The organism is Neorhizobium sp. USDA 3394, from assembly GCF_056280385.1.
Genome location: NZ_JBWCDU010000002.1, coordinates 1,698,512 through 1,714,341, shown reverse-complemented (window position 1 = coordinate 1,714,341; position 15,830 = coordinate 1,698,512). Strand labels below are relative to the sequence as shown.

Below are 15,830 nucleotides of genomic sequence, written 5' to 3'. Positions count from 1 at the left end.
GGATCGGGCGTAATGTGGTCGAGGACCTGACGCCGTGGCGTCGACGAGGTTGCTATGGATAGCCCGCTGGCCGCGAGGGAGTGGCATGTCAGAGGGTGTCCACACCGGAACTGAGATGGCCCCGGCCGGCTTACCCAGGCGTGCGAGACTTCGCGGTCCGGGTGATTTGTCTTCATCCGATCGCCAGGCGGTTGAGCACGAGGGACGGCCCCACCGGGCATTAATGTTCAATTTGGAAACCTCTAAATCAGCCGACCGCCTGCAGGAGGCCAAGCAGTAATTTCAATTGCCTTGTCGATGCACACCGGAACAACCAACACACCTATGTTGTTTACGCTGAGGGAGCCGCATCATGCGTCGATGACAGGAGTGAGTTGACATGCTTAAGTTTATCGGTGGAACTATAGGAGCGATTTTTCTCATTGGATTGATCGTGGTGGTCTTGTTCCTTAAACTTATTTTCTGACGCGGCGTCCGTTTTAATGGAACCAGCCACAACTAGAGACGCGCGGCCGATGAGGCCTTCCGCCCCTATACTCAATCACACTCCACTTGGGTCTATGTTTCTTGCTGCGGCATCACCTCACGCTAATCCGTCGGCCGTTGCGTTGGCCGCATGGGGCATGCTGTTTGATGGAAAAGAACTTCCTGACTGCACGCTTGTCGAGTTGGTCGCGATACTTGTGGAGCGAGCGTCAGTTCCACCAGCAACTCGGTCGGCGTGAATCGCAGCTCTTTCGTTCCGCGTCCGCGGCGCGCCCCTGCATCGAACAAGTTAGCAAGAATCATTGCCAACTGAGGGCCCATCTAAACTGAGAACATCATCCAATCGTCTGTTGATGTTCTCGATGAGCCGCCGGAGCTTGGGAGGATAGGACGCCCCGGCGGCTCAACTCGAATTGGTGACGAGATCAGATGTCCTCGTCGCCACCGAAGTCCGTCTCATCTGCCAGAGCTTCGGCCTCCGGTGCGGCAGCCTCGGGTGTTGCGGCTTGCGCCTTGTCAGCGCCGAACATGCCACCGATCGCGTTGCCGAGAAGAACACCGCCGGCGACGCCCATGGCAGTCTGTGCCGCGCCGGCAAGGAAGCCGCCACCGCCGCGGCTCTGGGTCGGCATGCCGTTCTGGCCATACCCCTGGTTCTGCCCGCCCCACGGAGAACCGGGAGCGGCGCGCCCATCGAAGGACGGCTGTGGTGACGCGGAGCGCCGGGCAGGGGCGTTGTTGCCGAACATCGAGGAGAAGAAGCCTCCTCCGCGCGAACCCTGTGTTTCCTGAGCTTCGAGTTCTTCAATACGGCGCTGTGCCGCTTCGAGAGCCTGTTCCTGCACCACGATTGTCTGGGCCATGTAGTAGGGCGCGCCGGGCTGTTGGCTGATCCGCTCCTGGATGAAGCGTTCGGATTCGGCATCGCGATGGCCGGCTTGGCGCTCGACATGGGCGAGCTTGGAGAACAGGCCGTCAATGGCCTGCTGGTCGTTGCGATCCATGAGATGTCTCCTTGGGTATGGACTGCTGTTACTCTTCGCGCTGCCCAGTGAAGTTCAGCAGCAGCTGGAAGATGTTGACGAAGTTCAGGTAAAGCGACAGAGCGCCAAATACGGCGAGCTTCTGCTGGGATTCCTGGTCGTAATTGTCGGCGTACTGCTCCTTGATGTTCTGGGTGTCCCAGGCAGTCAGACCGACGAAGACGACAATGCCGATGACCGAGACGGCAAATTGCAACGCACTGGATGCGAGGAAGATGTTGACGATCGAGGCGATCATCACACCGATCAGACCCATGATCATGAATGACCCGAACTTGGCGAGGTCGCGCTTCGTCACATAGCCGTAAAGGCTGGTCGCGCCGAACATGGTGGCGGCGATGAAGAATGTCCGCGCGATGCTCGCTCCTGTGAACACCAGGAAGACGGATGCGAGGGATAGGCCCATGACCGCGCAAAAAGCCCAGAAAGTCATCTGCGCTGCGGACGCTGACATCGAATGCATCTTGAACGAGAAGAAGAAGACGAAGGCGAGCGGTGCCAGCATCACCACCCATTTCAAGGGAGTGGAGAAGATCGGCACGTAGAGCGCAGGGGTCGTGCCGACGATGAAGGCGACAAGCCCCGTTACAACCAGGCCAAGGCCCATATAGTTGTAAATGCGCAGCATGTGCTTGCGCAAGCCTTCGTCGAAAACTGCGGCAGATGCGGGGTTATGGGTGCCGTAGCGGTCCTGTTGCGGATACATGATTGTCTCCTTGACGATCAGTAGAGTGAGTTTTTGAGAAGTTCGGCCTCGTCGATCAGGCCGATGTTGGGAGTGCTCGAGATCACCGCATAGGCGACTTCGCCGAGCTGCCACCAGGCGGCTTCGGCGTCCATGAAATCGAGGTCTTTCACGGGCTCCACTGCGAATTGGCCTGGGCGGACGGCAAAGAGCGAGATCAGCGCGCCCTCTTCCGTCCGGACACTGGTCTCGACGCTGGGCCCGAAGTCCGATGGGAAGACCTGGACGTCAATGACCGTCCACCCCGTTGGCAGTTCCGGCATCACGATCCCTGTGGCGGCGCGGATGTCATCGCGGTCGTAGATCTTGACTTCGGGTTGAGACGGCATCCCGGCGCGGACGAGCGATGTCTGGTGGGCGCGAACGGCCTGTCCGACGAATGAAGGCGGAGGAACGGAAGCGTTGACCTCGCCTGGTCCCATCGACGAATGTGCAAACCAGCCGGCTGTCAAAAGGATGCCCACGGCCGCTACCTTCTGCAGGGCCGTCCACATCCGGGCATTGGCGAGCCCCGAGGACAGGTGACGAGCTGCTTCCCGGGTCCGCGGGTTACAAACGACACCGCCTGCGGTCATCGCAAGCTTTAAGGTTGTGCGCATTCCGAGATCCGCCATCACCCGGGCGGCCACCTCGGGATGTTTCGCGAGCCAGGTTTCGACCCTGAGCCTTCCAGCAGGGTCCAACTGGCTGTCGACATAGGCATCTAGGTCGGTATCGAGAATGGTTGCGACGTCAGTCATTGCCGCCTCCTACGATTTTGAGATGGCTGGGCTTCCTGGTTCCGTCCTCAAACGCCCGGAGGTTAGCCCTTGCTCGAGACACCCGGGACATCAGCGTCCCAACAGGAATGCCGAGCGTGTCGGCGGCCTCCTGATAGGACAGGTCTTCGACGGCGACGAGATGCAAGGCTTCGCGCTGCTCTTCCGGCAGGGCCAGAAAAGCTTCGCGAACCTGGGCGAGATGTACGGAATGCTCTTGGCCCGCGGCATAAGACAAATCGGTTTCCAACATTGTCACATCGTCGCGGCGGGTTCTTGCTGCTGAAGACCGCACCCGGTCTACGTGGGTATTGTGGACGATGGAGAGCAGCCAGTTCCGCAGGCTCGCACCCGGACGAAAGGTCGCCCGCCGTTCGTAGGCCCGAACTAGGGCATCGTGAACGAGATCTTCTGCATCAGTCGCGTTTCGTGCCAGCGAGCGCGCATAGCGCCTAAGCGTGGTCAACTGTCCGATTACATCAAAAGCACGTCTGTTGCGGTCCATGTCTCCATATACGGAGCCGGCACTGTTTTTCTTCCATCATCGCCGGATTATTTTTGAACTCGGATGAAAGGTGCCGTTGCTGACGGTGGCACCGCCAGGGCCCGACGAATGATCTTCGCTATCTTAACCTAAAGGCGAGTTTTCGAAAAATACAACTCGACTCGTCCGCCAAGTAGGCTAGGTTGAAGCCGGGTCAGGGAGTACTCGTTGATATCGCGATACGCGTGTGTTGTCCTGCCTAGACGCTTTTGGGAGGAATTTATGAAGCTTGCAATTACCAGTCTCATACTTGTCATCGCCCTCGGGTTATCGAGCTCACTGGCCACCGCGCATAGTGGCGGGACCGATAGCAACGGTTGCCATCAGGACAATAAGAACGGCGGTCGTCATTGCCACTGAGTGGATTGCGACTGCTGTCTTGATCGCGTTCGCGACCGCCGGCGCCGCTCATGCCTGGGACGGCGTTGGTAACAGCACCGGCGGATCAATCGAGACAGGCAAGGGAAACCTGGTTCATATTGGACGGATGATTGAGATTTACGACTATAGTGGGGGGGTGCCGCGACGTCGACGTCCAGAGTATCCGCCGCTACGGCACCTCAGTCGAGGTGAGGTCTATGACCACGACAGCGGCGAGACGCGTACCTTGGACATGGAAGTCGACTAGCCGGAAACGTGGCTCGGCTTTGCTCGTGCTCCGCACAACCAGCTTGCCGCATTGTCGGATCCGATCGTGGTGGAAATTTCTGACCATAGGACTACGCCCTTCTGGTCGATGAGGTGGTGTCGCCCGCTTCAACGTCGGGTGGCCAGTCCCCAGCACGTTCCTGGCGTTGCTGAAATCAGTCGGGTAGCGATGACAGACAGTCGATGGGTGCCTGGCCTAACGACCCTTCACAGATAGGCCGATCGCCTGTTCCTGAAGCAAATAGGCTTTCTGCCGTTCTGTAATATAATCTCGAACGATCGGGGCCGCGTCCCGGCTGCGGGATAGCTGCATGTGAAACACCAGTTGGCTACCGGTCCGAAACATCATTTCGCAGCTTATCAGATAAAATTCCCACATCCGGGCAAAACGCTCATCGTGCAATTCGATGACCTTGTCGCGGTTCTTCTCGAAACGTTCCACCCAGTGGGCCAGCGTCATCGCATAGTGGACGCGTAAAAATTCGAGGTCGGTGACCCAAAGGCTATTGCGCTCTACGACCTCGAAGACTTCCGACAAAGCCGGAGAATAAGCTCCGGGGAAAATATACTTTCGAAGCCAGGCGCTCGCCATGCCGGGAGGGCTCATGTGGCCGATCGAATGGATGACGGCGATACCATCATCCGGCATCAGCGCGTTCAGCTTCTTGAAGAACTCATCGTAATGACTGACCCCGACATGCTCGAACATGCCAATCGAGACTATCCGATCGAACGTCCCGGTGACATCTCGATAGTCGCGCAGATCGAACCGGACACGATCGGCGACGTCAGCATTCCGGGCTCGTTCAGTCGCCAGCACCTGCTGTTCCTTCGACAGGGTGACGCCAACCACTTCGACGTTTTCCAGTTGGGCGAGGTAAAGCGCCATGTCGCCCCAGCCGCAGCCGATATCAAGCACCTTCATCCCCGGCTTCAGATGGAGTTTCGAGGCCAGCAACCGAAGCTTGTTTCTCTGGGCCTGTTCCAGGGTTTCGTCCGCCTCACGAAAATAGGCGCAGGAGTAGAGCATGTTGTCGTCGAGGAAGAGTTTGTAGAAATCGTTGCCGAGATCGTAATGGTGGGCGACGTTGCGCTGCGCCTCACCCTTGACGTTGGACTGCTGGCGCTTGCGGAAACGCATCTTGATGGCGCGCAACAGCTTTTGGATTGGATAGGAGCCAAGCGACAACCGATTGATCGAGAACAGGGTCAGGAAGTCTCGAAGTGTCGAACCGTTTTCAAAGCGGAGTGTGCCGTCCATATAGGCTTCGCCGGCCGCGAGTTCCGAGTTGAAGACCAGAGTGCGGTAAAGTCTGCGCTCTGTCAGTCGCATCGTCACTTCCGGGCCCGCCTCACCTGCAAAGACATGGCTGCGCCCATCGGCGTCAATCACCGTCAGCTTGCCTCTGCGGATGAAGGCTTTCATCATATGCGACAGAGGAAACATGCAGGACCTCGACGGATGGAGCGGGATTGAAGCGTCGCGAGCGACGATTCTGCAATTGGATGAAACGACCATAGACAGCGGAGACCAGACTAGCCTCCAGCTGACGATAACAATGTAGAAGTCGATCGACAACATCAGCCGCATCTAGCCGCCGGCGTTTGAAGAAAAGTCGCCGCGCTGGTCGATAGATCGCGGCGCAATCTTGCCATCAGGCGTGTGCCTTGCGGTCAACTTCGCCGAACTGAATAAACGCCAGCTACACGATCAGCTGCAGGGCTTCTGCGATGTTCGAACAAGAGTATTTGATGCTTATCCCGAGTTGCCCAAGGACGTCTCCCTCTATTCGGTCAAGGAGCGTTATCGTCGATGGTATCCCTTCGGCCCAACAGAGTCGCCAGATGGAATTGCGTGGCGAGAAGGGCGATATACGCCCCGAGTTCGGCGACTTCTTCTATCGTTACGGCCGTGCCGGCTGCCAAGGGGAGCTTGAATCCCAGGTGCCCTTCCGCAGCCGTTGAGACGAGCATGGCGACAACGACCAGAGCCATTGACGATCCTGGAGCTTCACCGGTGTTTAACAGCTGCAGCCCCAACTGCGGAAGGCGTCTCGCTACGATGACGGCAACGCTGAACAGGAGTAGCAACAATACAGCTGCGGTAATGTATTGCGAATACGGCAGTGCGTTAACAGATTAGCGTGGTCCATTCGTTCCGACTGACGTGGGGTCCAGGAACACCGCGCCAAAACTAAGATCCCTGGAAACGAGCAGGATCCAGAGGGGAATCGCTGCGAGCAAAATCGCCTTCGGCTGGTTAGCTGACTTTTGATACAGGAAAATCGTATGCAGCGGACCCAGCAGAAGGACTGCCGCCTGGGCGTTCTCGATCGGCTGATTTTCCCAAGCCCACCATGGAGGAAGCACGATCCCGAGCAGAGGGGCTGCGATCACCAATCCCAACGCGGTCAGAAAAACCACTTTCGGAAGAAGCAACCAGGGAAGGATTCGTCTCGGCATTTCAGGGGAACTATAATTTATTGATCCCCGTTGCAATCCATCTAGTTCTCCACCAACTCTTCCGCGACTGCGCTGGCCAGGACCTGATCAGTTCCACGAGGATACCGGGGCAGGGTAAGCGTGATGGCAATGTCGCGTCCCGCGACGTTGGCCGAATAGCGCTTGTAGATCGTATCCTGGCCTTGCTCCTCCCCGAGAAGCATGGCCTGGACCAGGCCCGTCAGACCTTTCTCGGCTGCCCTCGCGTCGCTCCCGGCAGATGCAGTCGTGCAGCCTTCGACCGTTCTCTTCCCCACCATCGCCCTGTAGACGACCAGGGCTTCGAACGGGGTTCTTTCGCCATCGCCGATCGTCCAACCCTCGATCGCGATAGGATCATCGACTGGCGTAAAGGCCATGGCCATGTCTGCTGCCAGTGGAGCCCATCCCTCCTGCCGTGCCTTCGACAGCGTTGCCTCGAACTTTGGTCCTTCTCGCAAACAATGGGAGACGAACAGATCGACGCTGGTCTCAGCTCCGTTGGCGGTCACGGGCATAGCTATCCTTGCAGCGAGCAAGATCGGCAGAACAGATATTTTCATGCTGCCTCCCAGGAACAAGCCGTTATACCCGCCGCTACAGCTGCCACCACTTTCAAGACAATACCCGCCAAGGCTTCAAGGCTTTTTGATGTATTTCCAGGAGGCGCGTCGGATTACGACCGATTGCCTCGTCGATGCATGTGAGGGACTGCAATTTACGCTGCTGACAGATTGCCTCCGCGTAGCTCGACGCGTCGAGGGAAGAAGTCAAGAAGATTGCAAGCGGGTTCAACTAACATCCGGATCCTGTCGCCGAGGTGGCGAATTTGACCTTGCCCCAAAGGGGACTTGGGTGATCCGGCGGTAGGCCTGCAAAAACGCCGCCAGGTCGGCGACCGGCCTAAGCCAAGCACCTTTCGCCTTAACCAACCGCTCGGCTCGCTCACTTTGTGGAATCCGACATTGTCGAGGATGACGACGTCTCCAGGCGCTAATGTCGGAGCGAGCTGGGTGCCGATCCAGGTCTCGAAGAGGCGACGGTTCATCGGCGCTCATGCCCCCGTTGCAAGTCGGCGACGGGAGGACTGCCGAACATGCTCTTGTACTCCCGACTGAATTGCGATGGGCTAACGTAACCGACCTCATAAGCAACACGCGACACGTTGGCGGAACCGGCAGCCAAGAGCTTTCGAGCTTCCAAAAGACGGATATGGCGTTGAAAAGCAAGCGGGCTGAATCCCGTCACACCCTTGAAGTGTCGATGAAACGACGTGACGCTCATTCCTGCGGACGCTGCCAAATCGGGGATGTTGACGGGCTTGTTGTGGTTGGAAGCAAGCCAATCGGCGGCCGCCTTGAGTTGCTGGAACCGCTCGTCTCGCTGACCGATCTGACGTAGCGTATCTCCCATCGTACTCTGGAGCAGGCGGTAGTAGAGTTCGGTCTCATAGTGCGGCGCAAGCAAGCCGATGTCGTCCGTAGTGTTCAAGAGCCCAACAAGCCGTGCCAGTGGCTCGCCGAACAGGCCGTTCAGCTCTCCCGCCGCTACCGCGCAGGTCCAGCGGTCGTCGCGTTTGGGCATATTGAGCATGACGCGCGTAAGCATAGTTGTATCAAGATGAAGGCTAATTGCGACATAAGGCAGATCGGGCGTAGCGTCGGTGAATTGATGGATAAAGGGCAGACCAAAGGACGATGCCGCGCAAGCACCCGCCGTCAGTTCGAAGCGGTTGGCGCCCATAATTAAAACCTTTATCCCACGGAGAACTGCGTAAAACATGGGTTCGAACACAGCTGGCGTGGGTGAAGTCGGGACCGTACTCGTCCAGACCGTCAGACGTGGGACAGGCGTCGTAATCCCGACAGTTCCCGTACGGCCGGCGACAAAAGGAGCGACGTCGTCCAGCAGGCGACCGGTCACGTTCTCGGAGATGTTCATTCCCAGCGATATGACAGATGTGGAAGGATCAGGCAAGGATGTGGTGGGATCGGAGATGGTGATTTTCTCGTGACCGCTTATCTGCAGGCCGGAAGGGAACGGAAATGACGACCTTCCTGGCCCTGAAAGTGGGCCTCCGAAAACATGTAGCAAAAGGATGTAACATGGCTGATCTTATGGGGAAGCGCGCTCTCGTTACCGGAGGGTCACGGGGTATCGGCGCTGCGATCGCGCTGGTGTTGGCCGAGAAGGGCGCGGACGTGGCAATCACATACAACCAGTCGCCTGGGCGCGCGGACGGCGTCGTGTCGTCAATCGAAAAGCTGGGCCGACGTGCGCTGGCCGTGCAGGCCGACAGCGCCGATCCGGACGCTGCTAAGCGGGCCGTGACTGAGACAGTCGAAAAGTTCGGTGGCCTTGATATTCTGGTGAATAGTGCGGCCATCGGGTTAGCCGGACCGATCGCCGACCTCGACCTCACGGAGTTCCAGCGCCTTATGGACATCAACGTGCGTGCACCAGTCGCTTTTGCAAAAGCCGCTATACCGCACTTGACTAAGGGCGGCCGTATCATCTCAATCGGATCGGCGCTTGGGGATCGCGTACCCTTTCCAGGAGTGACTGCTTACGCGATGTCGAAGTCGGCATTGCACTCTTTCACGCGCGGTCTGTCGCGGGAACTTGGGCCAAACGGCATTACCGTCAACCTGGTATCACCCGGGTCAACTGATACGGAGGCAAATCCAGCTGATGGCGCAGGCGCTGATTTCCAGCGAGGCCTCTCATCGATCGGACGCTTTGCGGAGCCGCGCGAAATTGCGGACGCTGTTGCATTTTTGGCAGGCCCCGGCGCAAATATGATTACCGGTACAACCGTTACCGTAGACGGGGGCGCAAACGCTTGAGTCAGGCCGCGTTTGACTGATTTCGCTAACCACTCGATCGGAAGCAGGCACTGGCAATAGGGCCCGCCGCCCCGATCAATCAATTTAGCCTAAAGCGTGTCGCGGCTAACCAGATTCAAGATTCCCGATTTGGTTGAATTGTGATTCACTATGCCGATGAGAGGAGAAACCTCATGGGCAAGCCGCATCCGATTGAGTTGCGTGCGCGTGTCGTAGCGTTTGTGGAGGAAGGTTATAGCAATCGTGAGGCCGCCCGGCACTTCCGGGTGTCGCCGCGGTTCGTCAATAACATGATGATCCTGCAGCGATCGTCAGGCTCGCTTGCTCCCGCCCGGCAGGGCCATCCACCCGGCAGCAAGCTTTCAGTCCATAGCCAATGGATCAGCGAGAGGGTGTCGGGCCAAGGCGAAGTGACATTAGATGAACTGTGCGTCGAACTGGCTGGGCGGGGTGTCGAAGTGCATCGCGCCACGGTGGGCCGTTTTTTGCATCGGCTTGGATTGAGCAATAAAAAAAAGCCTAAAGGCAAGCGAACAGCGCAGGCCAGAGATCGCCAAGGCGCGTGACCTATGGATCAAACGTCGAAGGCGCTTCTTCAACAAAGCGCTGGCGCGGCTCATCTTCATCGATGAGACATCGACGAATACGCGACTGACCAAGCGCACCGGATGGTCCCGCAGGGGCCAGCGGTTCGTCGCCTATGCTCCCTTCGGAAAATGGAAGACGCAGACCTTCATCGCCGGGCTGAGATCGCACGGGATGGTCGCGCCTTGGATCGTCAACGCACCGATGAACAGTCGCATCTTCGAAGTCTGGATCGAGACTCAGCTCGCGCCGACACTATCGCCAGGCGACGTCGTCATTCTCGACAGTAAGGCGGAGAAGCAAATGATCCAGTGAATCATTTGCCTGCCGAACGGCTTCCATAAAAGCGAGCGGGCAGAGCAATTGGTCAAGGCAAAAGGTGCGTGGCTGCTCTTCCTGCCGCCCTATTCACCGGACCTGAACCCGATCGAAATGGCCTTTTCCAAACTCAAGGCTCTGCTGAGAAAACGAGCTGTCCGCAGCTTCGACACCATCACACAGGCGCTCGGCGATATCATCGGCCTCTTCTCAGTCTCCGAATGCCGAAACTTCTTCAAAGCGGCAGGATATGAGGCGGAATAGATGCGACATGCTTTAGTTGATTCCAGCAATCGCACTGCGCGGTCGGATCGGAGCGCGCAGTGCGATTGAGCTTTTTCGCGACCATTCTGCGGGGCTGACTTGCTTGTCGAGATCACTTCTGGGAATCCGGTCGATGAAAGAGGACAATGTAACTGCCTGTCGGTGGTGGCGTTCCTCAAAACGCCACCACTCTGGATCGCAGGACAGGGCTCGCGAACGTCGGCGGTTGGTTCAAATCGCCAGGGAGGTTGGTTATGCTTTACGGATAAGGCGAAATCGCTTCATTGCTGGCAGAAGCGGAAGAGAGATGAGCCCTCCGCTGCGGAAACAGAACTGTGCCAGGCAACGTTCTGCCGCCTGATACCGTCAAGGGGACGTCGTACCTTGCGGGCACTACAAGGCCAAGTTTGTCGTGCAATTCCGCCGCCGCTCTGGGCAGGAAAGGCAGAAGACACCGCGCTACGATGGCAAGGCCATGGACCTGCTCCGCCAATGTGGCCCCGAGGCGAAGCGATATTGCGGCTCGCTCATCTGTTTCGATGTTTCTGAGCAGTGCTTTCGCATCCCCCCAAGGGGCCTGCCTCGTGAATTCCCTGTTCGCCTCGCTCAGATAGGCAAAAATCTCGGCAAGGCCGACATGAAGCTCATAATTGTCGAAAGCCTGATGAACTCTTTCGTAAAGTCCTGACGCTTGTCGCACAAGCGCACTGTCCAGGACTTGAGGTGTGACCCCGTCGAACGCACTGCCCAGAAGTGTCAGCACCCGGTTCGCCAGGTTCCCCAGTTGTCCGCCAAGTTCCCCAGACCACGCGGCCTCCAGCCGTTCTTCGGAAAAATCCCCATCATCTGCGGAGCGTATGTGCCGAAGCAGATAGTATCGGAGGGCATCCGGCGTGCCATACGTCTCGACGAGGCGATCCGGGGGGATTCCGTTTCCGGCCGACTTGCCGATTTTCCTGCCGTCGACCGTAAGATAGCCGTGCACGAAGATGGATGAGGGCAGGGGTAGACCGGCTGATAGTAATATTGCCGGCCAATAGATGGCATGGAATTTCGAGATGCCCTTTCCGACGAAATGGATGCGTTCACCATCACCGGCCCAGTAGCGCTGATAGATCAAATCGTCAGATCCGTGCCCGAGGCCGGTCAAGTAATTCGCGAGGGCATCAAACCAGACGTAGACGACTTCGTCGCCGCCGGGGACCGGCACGCCCCATCCACGCGCCCGTTCCGCGCTGCGCGACACGCTGATGTCCGTCAGTCCACGCCGGAGCAGGGCGACGATTTCGTTGCGTCTATGCGCAGGCGTAATCTGAAGCTTTTCAGTTTCGATCAGATCAAGGATCCGGTCGCCGTATCGGGAAAGGCGGAAAAACCAGTTTTCTTCTTGAACTAGTTCAAGGGGTACGCCGTGCTCGGGGCATTTCCCATCATCGAGTTCCGATGGCTCGTAAAACTGCTCACAGCCCACGCAATAGAAGCCTTCGTAAGCCTTCCGATAAAGATCGCCACTGGCGGCGCAGGCATTCCAGAGGGAGTGGACGCAAGCGAGGTGTCTTGGATCGCGCGACGTGCGAACGAACTCATCGTTGGAAATGTCAAGCTGTCTGCCGAGCCGCTCGAAACTGTCGCCGTTCGCAGCGACAAAATCGGCGACCGATTGTCCCACGGCTTCTGCCGCGCGAACGTTTTTGAGGCTGTTGTCGTCGGTTCCGCACTGAAAACGGACATCCTTACCGAGCAGCCGGAAATGGCGAGCATAGGTATCGGCCTGCACGAGCTCGAGCGCAAATCCGACATGCGGCGAAGAATTCACATAGGGTATCGAGGTGGTGAGGTAGGTCGTCAATACAGTCATTGGAATATCCTCTCGAAGGTTGGAAAGGCCTTGGAGGCGGATAGCCAAAGAAAAACCGCCTCGAAGGGCGGTCTGTTGTGCACCGACGACGCACGGAACCCGCCACGCTATGAGCGCAGCATCATCATCGTGACGTTGATCGTGTTACATTTCATATTCATAGCGATATCATTTGCCAACTCGCATAACAAGGTTTCATCCGTTCCGCGCGGCGCGACACTGTTTTGCAGATATCATTGCACCGGATGTTTCCAAGACTTCGGATTAGCGTTCCAATCCCGATCATGGAGTTTTCGCAAGTGCGAACGCGTGTTGCAAACGGAGAATGGTACGTCGATCAACCACCTCGCGGCTTGTACCGGAGAGCGATCGAACCGAGCGGCGCCTCAAGATACGGCCGAGCGCTGGAGGCGTCGAACCGGCAGCAAATCCATGATAGCTGACACGCAGATGAGGTAGAGCCGCGCATGGCGCATCTTTGCTAACCGTGCGGATGAGGCGCGGGGCAGCCACGCTCCGGGCGACGCTGTTTAAATTGAGCGGCTAACGGCAGCACTCAATCGCCCATCCGGAAACTGGAAATGCGCCGGTCGATCTCTGCCTCGACCTCAGTGATCCTCCGGCTGGACGTCGATACGCGATGCCCACTGGCCGTGCCGTTGACGATATCTACCCGCAACAGAAAATTCGCCGAATATGCGTGGGTTTCGTTTGGTGTTCCTATTCTTGCAACAAAGCGTCGCAAGGCAGAGGGCTATCAGGTGGCTCAAGAGAATGACAAGATCTCCGTGGTCGGCTTTCCATAGAGGCCACGTCGCAACGCGCGCCAACGAACGGCCAATACCGGACTATTCCGCAATCTTTTGTAACGGTCTCGACCAACTCCGTCCATCGTACGAGGCCGGAAGGCCCAGCATCGCTCGCCCACAATTCGTAAAAATCAGCCGCTTGAGGGGAAAATGATCAGGAAAATACTCATTGCGTCGTTATTGACGATTTCTTCTTTTTCCGCGGTTCAGGCGCAAACGACGCAGGGCCAGTCCGGCGCTGATCTGATCGTTTTCAACGCAAAGATCTTCACCGGCAACCGCGCGCAGCCCGAGGCTTCGGCCCTCGCCGTTACGAAAGGGCGCATCTATTCCGTTGGCTCCGATGCAGACATTCTCGGCCTGAAGAATTCTGAGACCAAGGTGATTGATGCGCGCAGCCGAAGGCTGATCCCCGGCATCATCGATGCTCATATACACGTCCTCAACGACTTGGCCTATAACTACAACATCCGATGGGATGGTGTCCCGACGCTCCGTCGGGCGTTGACTATGCTGAGCGAGCAGGCCGCACGCACGCCGGAAGGGCAATGGGTCAAGGTGATCGGCGGCTGGTCCCCCTACCAGTTCGAGGAAAACCGCTTTCCCACGTTGGACGAACTGGAGAAGGCCGTACCCGATCGCCCATTGATCGTTCAATATGCCTATAACCAGGCGTTTTTGAATAAGCGGGGGATGGACGCACTTGGCGTGGGCACGGACCGGTTCCCGAAGGTGCCGGACACTGAAATCGAAATGGACAGTCGCGGCAACCCTACCGGTGTGATCCACGGTTACACCTGGTTGTTTCTCGCCCTGGAGATGGTGGTGCCGCAGCCTACGTTCGACGAACAGGTGAGTTCGATGATCAGCAGCATTCACGGTCTGAACCGGTTCGGCGTGACCTCGGTCATCGATAATGGAGGCAGGTGGCCATATCCTGAGGCCCAGGCGCGGGTTGCCGTGCTTGCACGAGACAACCGCCTCAACGTGCGGATGCCTTTTGTGGACTTGCAGCTCGGCGACGGGGGGCCGGTCAACATGGTGGATCTGCATATCGAAGCGGTCATGAAAACGGCGCCGATCGGTGTCGGACAGAACCTGCATCCCACCCTGGACCATGGCCATGAATATCGAGGAGCGGGCGAGGTTCTGAGCGGGGAAGTGCACGATCATGAGAACTTCGATCGCCCGGCGGTCATCATTGAGCCGGAGAAGATGAAGCGCTTCGTGGAACAGGACGTGAGGAAGCTGGTTGAGCGACGCATCCCTTTCCGCATGCACACCACCTATAACGAGAACATCACCCCCTTTCTCGATGCTCTGGCGAAAGTGAACGAAACGATCCCGCTCGACGGTCTCAAATGGAGCCTCGAACACGCCGAGACCATCAGTCCCGAGAACATCGAACGGGTGAAGAAGCTAGGTGGCGGTATTGCCCTAGATACAAAAATGGCACTGCACGGAGACGGTTTCATAAAGACCCATGGACGCGATAAGGCTTTGCACACGCCGCGGCTGCGTATGCTCGTGGACAGCGGCATGCCGCTGGCGATGACCACCGATGCCTTCCGTGCAGCCACGTTCAACCCATGGGTCGGCATTAGCTGGATGGTGTCCGGAAAGTCTGTGTCCGGATCCGAGGTCCTCGCATACGACAACCGCCTTTCCCGCACCGAGGCACTGAAGCTCTTCACCACTGGCGCGGCGTGGTTCATGAAGACGGAATCCGAAATGGGCCAGATCGCACCGGGCAATCTCGCGGATTTCGCTGTACTCGACAGGGATTATTTTTCCGTGCCTGAGGATCAGATCAAATCCGTCTCCTCCGTTCTGACTGTGATGGGCGGTAGGGTCGTGTTTGGTGCACAGGACTACAGCGCTCTTTCCCCAAAACTGCCTGCGATCCTTCCGGCTTGGTCGCCCGTTGGATATTTCGGCAGCTATTACGGGGAGAAGTGACCTTAGCGCCCATGTTTCTGCATGCTGTATTTGGGAAAAAGCGACAGTCGCGCCGAGGCGAGACGCCGCGGCTGATCGCCCGGGTATGCTGCAGGCCTGCCGACTAGCCACCCGTGAGGCTGGGCGTTCAGTGGCAAGGTAGCCGAAGCGCGGAGGCGAGGCAGAAGGCAGGCATCGAAGAAGCATTGCAGACCTACAAGGTGGCGCTGAACGCCTCGGTATCGAAACGGTGCTGACCATATTCGCACCTGACGGCGTCTTCAGGGCCCCTAACAGCCCTTCGACGGTCGGCGCTGATGCAATCCGGGCTGCCTAAAATGGCATCTTCCAGGCGATTACGTTAGGTACCGAGTTGACGGTCGAGGAGGTCGTGCAGGTCGCTCCGAACTGGGCGTTCGCCCGCACGAGCTCAACGGGCATGTGACTGTGAACGCGATAAAACAGCGTGTCCCCGACGCCAACCACGAACTGTTCATCTTCCAAAAA

Annotated in this window: 16 protein-coding genes and 2 pseudogenes; 7 read left to right on the top strand and 11 right to left on the bottom strand. The window is 57.8% G+C overall.

Annotated features, from left to right (window positions below):
- Window positions 1-379 precede the first annotated feature (379 nt).
- Entirely contained in the window at window positions 380-466 is an 87-nt protein-coding gene (locus tag ACZ9EJ_RS29660; protein ID WP_441937964.1) for a small membrane protein YohP, read from the top strand.
- A 445-nt stretch (window positions 467-911) separates the two neighbouring features.
- Here ACZ9EJ_RS29660 and ACZ9EJ_RS29655 read toward each other — a convergent pair whose 3' ends face one another.
- The 4 genes from ACZ9EJ_RS29655 to ACZ9EJ_RS29640 are packed head-to-tail and all read right to left on the bottom strand — an operon-like array spanning window position 912 to window position 3,537.
- On the bottom strand, window positions 912-1,490 hold the full coding sequence (locus ACZ9EJ_RS29655; protein ID WP_046629376.1) for a DUF2076 domain-containing protein: 579 nt from the start codon (window positions 1,488-1,490) through the stop codon (window positions 912-914).
- A 28-nt stretch (window positions 1,491-1,518) separates the two neighbouring features.
- Window positions 1,519-2,235, bottom strand: coding sequence for a Bax inhibitor-1/YccA family protein (locus ACZ9EJ_RS29650; protein WP_046629374.1), 717 nt, complete (start codon window positions 2,233-2,235; stop codon window positions 1,519-1,521).
- Window positions 2,236-2,252: 17 nt separating this feature from the next.
- A complete protein-coding gene (locus tag ACZ9EJ_RS29645) occupies window positions 2,253-3,014 on the bottom strand; it encodes an anti-sigma factor family protein (protein ID WP_046629372.1) in 762 nt (253 codons plus the stop codon).
- Window positions 3,007-3,537: a sigma-70 family RNA polymerase sigma factor gene (locus tag ACZ9EJ_RS29640; RefSeq protein WP_046629369.1), complete on the bottom strand. Its 531-nt coding sequence runs from the start codon at window positions 3,535-3,537 to the stop codon at window positions 3,007-3,009. Before ACZ9EJ_RS29640 ends, ACZ9EJ_RS29645 begins: the two co-directional genes overlap by 8 nt.
- A gap of 261 nt (window positions 3,538-3,798) precedes the next feature.
- Here ACZ9EJ_RS29640 and ACZ9EJ_RS29635 point away from each other — a divergent pair, with 261 nt between their 5' ends.
- Window positions 3,799-3,936, top strand: a complete 138-nt coding sequence (locus ACZ9EJ_RS29635) for a YHYH domain-containing protein (protein ID WP_304655468.1) — start codon at window positions 3,799-3,801, stop codon at window positions 3,934-3,936.
- A gap of 484 nt (window positions 3,937-4,420) precedes the next feature.
- Here ACZ9EJ_RS29635 and ACZ9EJ_RS29630 read toward each other — a convergent pair whose 3' ends face one another.
- The 6 genes and pseudogenes from ACZ9EJ_RS29630 to ACZ9EJ_RS29605 form a co-directional block, all read right to left on the bottom strand.
- A complete protein-coding gene (locus tag ACZ9EJ_RS29630) occupies window positions 4,421-5,671 on the bottom strand; it encodes an SAM-dependent methyltransferase (protein ID WP_046629367.1) in 1,251 nt (416 codons plus the stop codon).
- 347 nt (window positions 5,672-6,018) lie between these two features.
- Window positions 6,019-6,219, bottom strand: coding sequence for a hypothetical protein (locus ACZ9EJ_RS29625; protein ID WP_046640050.1), 201 nt, complete (start codon window positions 6,217-6,219; stop codon window positions 6,019-6,021).
- Window positions 6,220-6,363: 144 nt separating this feature from the next.
- Window positions 6,364-6,663 (bottom strand): hypothetical protein, encoded by a 300-nt coding sequence (locus tag ACZ9EJ_RS29620; RefSeq protein WP_046629362.1) that lies wholly within the window; start codon window positions 6,661-6,663, stop codon window positions 6,364-6,366.
- Between the two features lie 65 nt (window positions 6,664-6,728).
- Window positions 6,729-7,268 (bottom strand): hypothetical protein, encoded by a 540-nt coding sequence (locus ACZ9EJ_RS29615; protein WP_046629360.1) that lies wholly within the window; start codon window positions 7,266-7,268, stop codon window positions 6,729-6,731.
- A 386-nt stretch (window positions 7,269-7,654) separates the two neighbouring features.
- Window positions 7,655-7,756: pseudogene (locus ACZ9EJ_RS29610) on the bottom strand (IS630 family transposase); the annotation flags it as partial.
- A complete protein-coding gene (locus tag ACZ9EJ_RS29605) occupies window positions 7,750-8,646 on the bottom strand; it encodes an AraC family transcriptional regulator (RefSeq protein WP_046629358.1) in 897 nt (298 codons plus the stop codon). The gene ACZ9EJ_RS29605 and the pseudogene ACZ9EJ_RS29610, both read right to left, overlap by 7 nt.
- A 164-nt stretch (window positions 8,647-8,810) precedes the next feature.
- On the opposite strand from ACZ9EJ_RS29605, the gene ACZ9EJ_RS29600 reads away from it, so the two are divergent.
- The 3 genes and pseudogenes from ACZ9EJ_RS29600 to ACZ9EJ_RS29590 all read left to right on the top strand — a co-directional run bounded on the left by ACZ9EJ_RS29600 (window position 8,811) and on the right by ACZ9EJ_RS29590 (window position 10,718).
- Window positions 8,811-9,551, top strand: coding sequence for an SDR family NAD(P)-dependent oxidoreductase (locus tag ACZ9EJ_RS29600; protein ID WP_046629778.1), 741 nt, complete (start codon window positions 8,811-8,813; stop codon window positions 9,549-9,551).
- A 173-nt stretch (window positions 9,552-9,724) separates the two neighbouring features.
- On the top strand, window positions 9,725-10,117 hold the full coding sequence (locus ACZ9EJ_RS29595; protein ID WP_046640051.1) for a helix-turn-helix domain-containing protein: 393 nt from the start codon (window positions 9,725-9,727) through the stop codon (window positions 10,115-10,117).
- Window positions 10,059-10,718 (top strand): annotated as a pseudogene (locus ACZ9EJ_RS29590) (IS630 family transposase). The gene ACZ9EJ_RS29595 and the pseudogene ACZ9EJ_RS29590 overlap by 59 nt, the downstream one beginning before the upstream one ends.
- 259 nt (window positions 10,719-10,977) lie before the next feature.
- Here ACZ9EJ_RS29590 and metG read toward each other — a convergent pair.
- A complete protein-coding gene (gene metG, locus ACZ9EJ_RS29585; protein ID WP_046636202.1) occupies window positions 10,978-12,576 on the bottom strand; it encodes a methionine--tRNA ligase in 1,599 nt (532 codons plus the stop codon).
- Between the two features lie 581 nt (window positions 12,577-13,157).
- Between metG and ACZ9EJ_RS29580 the strand changes: the two genes are divergently transcribed.
- Together ACZ9EJ_RS29580 and ACZ9EJ_RS29575 are read left to right on the top strand one after the other, a co-directional pair.
- Window positions 13,158-13,382, top strand: coding sequence for a hypothetical protein (locus ACZ9EJ_RS29580; protein WP_046636204.1), 225 nt, complete (start codon window positions 13,158-13,160; stop codon window positions 13,380-13,382).
- Window positions 13,383-13,535: 153 nt separating this feature from the next.
- Window positions 13,536-15,344, top strand: coding sequence for an amidohydrolase (locus ACZ9EJ_RS29575; protein WP_046636206.1), 1,809 nt, complete (start codon window positions 13,536-13,538; stop codon window positions 15,342-15,344).
- Window positions 15,345-15,830 lie beyond the last annotated feature (486 nt).